The sequence below is a fragment of the Pseudomonas edaphica genome, assembly GCF_005863185.1.
In the GTDB taxonomy this organism is placed as follows: Bacteria; Pseudomonadota; Gammaproteobacteria; order Pseudomonadales; family Pseudomonadaceae; genus Aquipseudomonas; species Aquipseudomonas edaphica.
Genome location: NZ_VBVZ01000494.1, coordinates 1 through 4,761, shown reverse-complemented (window position 1 = coordinate 4,761; position 4,761 = coordinate 1). Strand labels below are relative to the sequence as shown.

Sequence of the window (4,761 nt, the reverse complement as noted above, 5' to 3'; positions counted from 1 at the left end):
ATGTTCGACCTGCTGACCTGCATGACCACCACCCCGCTGCGTCTGCTGAGCATCGTCGGCTTCAGCCTCGCGGCACTGGGCATGCTGTTTGCCTTTGCGCTGGTGTTCCTGCGCTTGGTCTTCGGCGCCGAATGGGCCGGTTCAGGCATGTTCGTGCTGTTCGCGGTGCTGTTTGTGTTCACCGGCGGCCAATTCATCGGCATGGGCCTCTTGGGTGAATACCTGGGCCGCATGTACAGTGACGTGCGTGCCCGTCCACGGTTCTTTATTGAAAAGGTGCTGCGTAACCAACCCGCAGAGCCGGCTCCGGTCGTCGTGGTCGACGGCCTTACAACTTCCCACTCTCCTACTTCTCCTTCCGATCAGGTTTCGTCATGAATTCAAAAGCTGTTGTCTTCGCTTACCACGATATTGGCTGTGCAGGTATTGAAGCCCTGCTGACCGCCGGCTACGACATTGCTGCCGTGTTCACCCATGCCGACGACCCCAAGGAAAACAATTTCTACGGCTCCGTCGCCCAACTCTGCGCACGCAACGGCATCCCGGTACATGCTCCGGAAGACGCCAACCACCCGCTGTGGATCGAGCGTATTGCCAAGCTGAACCCGGATTTCATCTTCTCGTTCTACTACCGCAACCTGCTGAGCGAAGCCCTGCTGGCCACTGCCAAAAAAGGCGCGTTCAACCTGCACGGTTCCTTGCTGCCTAAATACCGTGGCCGCGCTCCGGCCAACTGGGTGCTGGTCAACGGCGAAACCGAAACCGGCGTGACCCTGCACCGCATGGTCAAGCGTGCCGATGCCGGCGCGATCCTGGCCCAGCAAAAAGTCATTATCGACCGCACCGACACCGGCCTGACCCTGCACGCCAAACTGCGTGATGCGGCCACCAACTTGCTGCGTGATGCCCTGCCACAGCTGGCCCAAGGCAAATTGGCCGAAACGGCCCAGAACGAAAGCCAGGCCACCTACTTCGGTCGCCGCACTGCCGCTGACGGCAAGCTGGACTGGAAAAAACCGGCTGAAGAGCTGTTCAACCTGGTTCGTGCCGTGACCCAACCGTACCCAGGCGCATTCTGCGCTGTCGGCGAGCACAAACTCATCGTTTGGCAAGCTGAAGTGGTCAAGGGCAACGAAGGCCTGGCGCCAGGCCGTGTGATCAGCGTCAACCCGCTGCGCATCGCCTGCGGTGAAGATTCCCTGGTGGTCAAGTTCGGCCAGCGCAACGAAAACGGCCTGTACCTGGCCGGCCCTTCCCTGGCTGACGAACTGGGCCTGGTCGACGGTTCCGTGCTGCGCGGCGCCGAGTCCGGCCGCAAGCCACGTCGCACTCGTGTACTGATCCTGGGTGTGAACGGCTTTATCGGTAACCACCTGTCCGAGCGCCTGCTGCGTGACGACCGTTATGAAATCTACGGCCTGGACATCGGCTCCGACGCCATTGAGCGCCTGCGCAGCCACCCGAACTTCCACTACGTGGAAGGCGACATCAGCATCCACTCCGAGTGGATCGAGTACCACATCAAGAAGTGCGACGTGGTCCTGCCGCTGGTGGCCATCGCTACGCCAATCGAATACACCCGTAACCCGCTGCGCGTATTCGAACTCGACTTCGAAGAGAACCTGAAACTGGTTCGCTACTGCGTCAAGTACAACAAGCGCGTGATCTTCCCGTCGACCTCCGAAGTCTATGGCATGTGCCAGGACCAGTACTTCGACGAAGACACCTCCAATCTGGTGGTTGGCCCGGTCAACAAGCAGCGCTGGATCTACTCGGTCTCCAAGCAACTGCTGGACCGCGTGATCTGGGCTTACGGCGACAAGGGCCTGAACTTCACCCTGTTCCGTCCGTTCAACTGGATGGGCCCGCGCCTTGACCGTCTGGACTCGGCACGTATCGGCAGCTCCCGTGCCATCACCCAGCTGATCCTGAACCTGGTGGAAGGTACCCCGATCCGCCTGTTCGACGGTGGTGAGCAGAAGCGTTGCTTCACCGACATCGCCGACGGCATCGAAGCACTGGCACGCATCATTGATAACGACAACGATATCTGCAACGGCCAGATCATCAACATCGGCAACCCGGAAAACGAAGCCAGCATCCGTCAGCTGGGCGAAGAACTGCTGCGTCAGTTCGAAGCTCACCCGCTGCGCAGCAACTTCCCTCCGTTCGCCGGTTTCCGCGACGTAGAAAGCAAGGCGTTCTACGGTACCGGTTACCAGGACGTGGCGCACCGCAAGCCAAGCATCGAAAACGCCAAGCGCCTGTTGAACTGGGAGCCAACCGTTGAGATGAGCGAAACCATCGGCAACACGTTGGACTTCTTCCTCAAAGAAGCCATGCTCGAAATCGCGGACAAGAAGTAATGCAGGCAGGCTTGCGAATCGACGTCGACACCTACCGTGGCACCCGTGAGGGCGTGCCGCGGTTGCTCGAATCCCTGGATGAAGCCGGGGTAAAAGCGACGTTCTTCTTCAGCGTCGGGCCGGACAACATGGGGCGCCACTTGTGGCGCCTTATCCGCCCGCAATTTCTGTGGAAGATGCTGCGTTCCAATGCTGCCGGCCTCTATGGCTGGGACATCTTGCTGGCCGGCACCGCCTGGCCAGGCAAGCCGATCGGCCGTGACCTGGGGCACTTGATGCGCCAGGCCAAGGCCGCCGGCCATGAAGTCGGCCTGCACGCATGGGACCATCACGGCTGGCAAGCCAACACCGGGCGCTGGAGCGACGCACAGCTGGTCGAGCAGATCCGTCGAGGCGTGGACACCCTGAGCGACATCCTGGGTGAGCGCATCGACTGTTCCGCAGCCGCCGGCTGGCGTGCCGATGAGCGCGTGGTGCAAGCCAAGCAAGGTTTCAACTTTCGCTACAACAGTGATTGCCGGGGCACCAGCCTGTTTCGACCAACCCTGGCCGATGGCAGTGCGGGCACCCCACAAATTCCGGTAGACCTGCCGACCTTCGACGAAGTCGTCGGGCCGGTGGTGGCTGCCAAAGATTTCAACGGCTTCATTCTTGACCGGTTCGCCGAGTCGAAGCTGAACGTCTATACGATCCACGCAGAAGTAGAAGGGATTCTGATGGCTGAAGATTTTCGCCAACTGCTCGCCCAGGCCGGGCAGCGCGGCATTGACTTCAAACCCTTGGGCGACCTGTTGCCCGCGGATGTGACCACCCTGCCCCAGCAACAGCTGGTACGCGGCGCGCTCAGCGGCCGCGAGGGTTGGCTCGGAGTACAGCAGGCATGATCCGGCGCTGGGCATTGCCCCTGCTCCTGTTGGCGTTTGCTGTGTTCTACCTGTTGCCACTGGCCAGCCATGGCCTGTGGATCCCGGATGAAACCCGTTACGCGCAGATCAGCCAGGAAATGCTGCTGACCGGCAAATGGGCCTCGCCGCACTTCATGGGTATCCGTTACTTCGAAAAACCCGCTGCCGGCTACTGGATGATCGCGCTGGGCCAGGCGATTTTCGGGCAGAACCTGTTCGGCGTGCGCTTTGCGTCGGCCTTGAGCACCGGGCTGAGCATCCTGCTGGTCTATCTGGTCTCGCGCCGGCTGTGGAACAACCCGCAAAAAAGCCTGGTCAGCAGCGTGCTGTACATGAGCTTTGTCAGCGTGGCGCTGCTTGGTGGTTACGCCAACCTGGACCCGCAGTTCACCTTCTGGGTCAACCTCACCGGCGTTGCGCTGTGGTTCTGCTTCGACAGCACCACGCGCAACGGCCGCTTGGGGTCTTGGGCCTTGCTCGGCTTTGCCTGCGGCATGGGCTTCATGACCAAAGGGTTTCTTGCCTGGCTGCTGCCAGTGTTGATCGCCCTGCCCTACGCTATTTGGCAGAAACGCTTTCGTGAATTGCTTGGCTATGGTGTGGTCGCTGTGGCCGTTGCAATTATCGTCAGCCTGCCGTGGGCACTCGCCGTGCACCTGCAAGAGCCGGACTACTGGAACTTCTTCTTCTGGCATGAGCACATCCAACGCTTTGCCGGCGATGACGCCCAGCATGCCGAGCCGTTCTGGTTCTACCTGCCGCTGATGGTTGCGTTCTCGTTGCCATGGATCGCCCTGCTGCCGTCCACGGTCAAACAGGCCTGGCTGGAAAAGCGCCTGCCCAAGACCGCGTTCCTGCTGCTGTGGCTGTTGATGCCTCTGGCGTTCTTCAGTTTGGCCAAAGGCAAGCTGCCGTCCTATGTCATGCCGTGCCTGCTGCCCTTGGCCCTGTTGATGGGCTCGACGCTAAGCGACAAGTTGGCCAAGGGCCATGGCCGCGCCTTGCGCATCAACGGCTGGTTGAACCTGGCTATCGGTATCGTGGCGTTGCTGGCCATCAGTTGGTTCCAATTGAAAAAACCGGTGTATGAGCCGGGTCAGGAGACTTTCAGCCTGGTGCTGGTGTTTACGTTCCTGTTCGGCTGGATCGTGGTCAACCTGCTGCAAGCTGCACGCCCATTGAAGCTATGGGCTGCGCCGGCCATCGGCAGTTGGTTGCTGGTGGCCCTGGTGCCGGCTGCCCTTCCGCATTCGGTGGTTTATAACAAGACCCCGGACCAGTTCATTATCGACCATTTGCCCGAACTGCAACCCACCGCGGCACTGCTCAGCAATGACCTTGGCGCTGCCTCGGCGCTGTCGTGGCGCCTGGGCCGCCCGGACGTTGCGCTGTACAACACGGTCGGTGAAGTGAAGTACGGCATTGCCTATCCAGACACTGCGTATCGCAAGATCGGCACCGCCGACGTCCAGCAATGGATGAGCGAGGCG

The 4,761-nt window shown here is 60.6% G+C and carries 3 protein-coding genes and 1 pseudogene; all 4 read left to right on the top strand.

Going from position 1 to position 4,761, the window contains the following annotated elements; translation table 11 throughout:
• Window positions 1–378 (top strand): annotated as a pseudogene (locus FEM54_RS25025) (undecaprenyl-phosphate 4-deoxy-4-formamido-L-arabinose transferase); the annotation flags it as partial.
• Window positions 375–2,366, top strand: coding sequence for a bifunctional UDP-4-amino-4-deoxy-L-arabinose formyltransferase/UDP-glucuronic acid oxidase ArnA (gene arnA / locus FEM54_RS25020; protein ID WP_017135715.1), 1,992 nt, complete (start codon window positions 375–377; stop codon window positions 2,364–2,366). The pseudogene FEM54_RS25025 and the gene arnA, both read left to right, overlap by 4 nt.
• Window positions 2,366–3,250 carry a 4-deoxy-4-formamido-L-arabinose-phosphoundecaprenol deformylase gene (gene arnD, locus FEM54_RS25015; RefSeq protein WP_099549750.1) on the top strand — a complete coding sequence of 295 codons (885 nt, stop codon included), beginning with the start codon at window positions 2,366–2,368 and terminating at the stop codon, window positions 3,248–3,250. Before arnA ends, arnD begins: the two co-directional genes overlap by 1 nt.
• Window positions 3,247–4,761: lipid IV(A) 4-amino-4-deoxy-L-arabinosyltransferase (gene arnT / locus FEM54_RS25010; protein WP_138453488.1), on the top strand; the 1,515-nt coding region annotated here is incomplete at its 3' end. The genes arnD and arnT, both read left to right, overlap by 4 nt.

Coding starts and splice junctions, on each gene's coding strand:
- arnA (WP_017135715.1), top strand. CDS start 375: ATGAATTCAAAAGCTGTTGTCTTCGCTTACCACGATATTGGCTGTGCA.
- arnD (WP_099549750.1), top strand. CDS start 2,366: ATGCAGGCAGGCTTGCGAATCGACGTCGACACCTACCGTGGCACCCGT.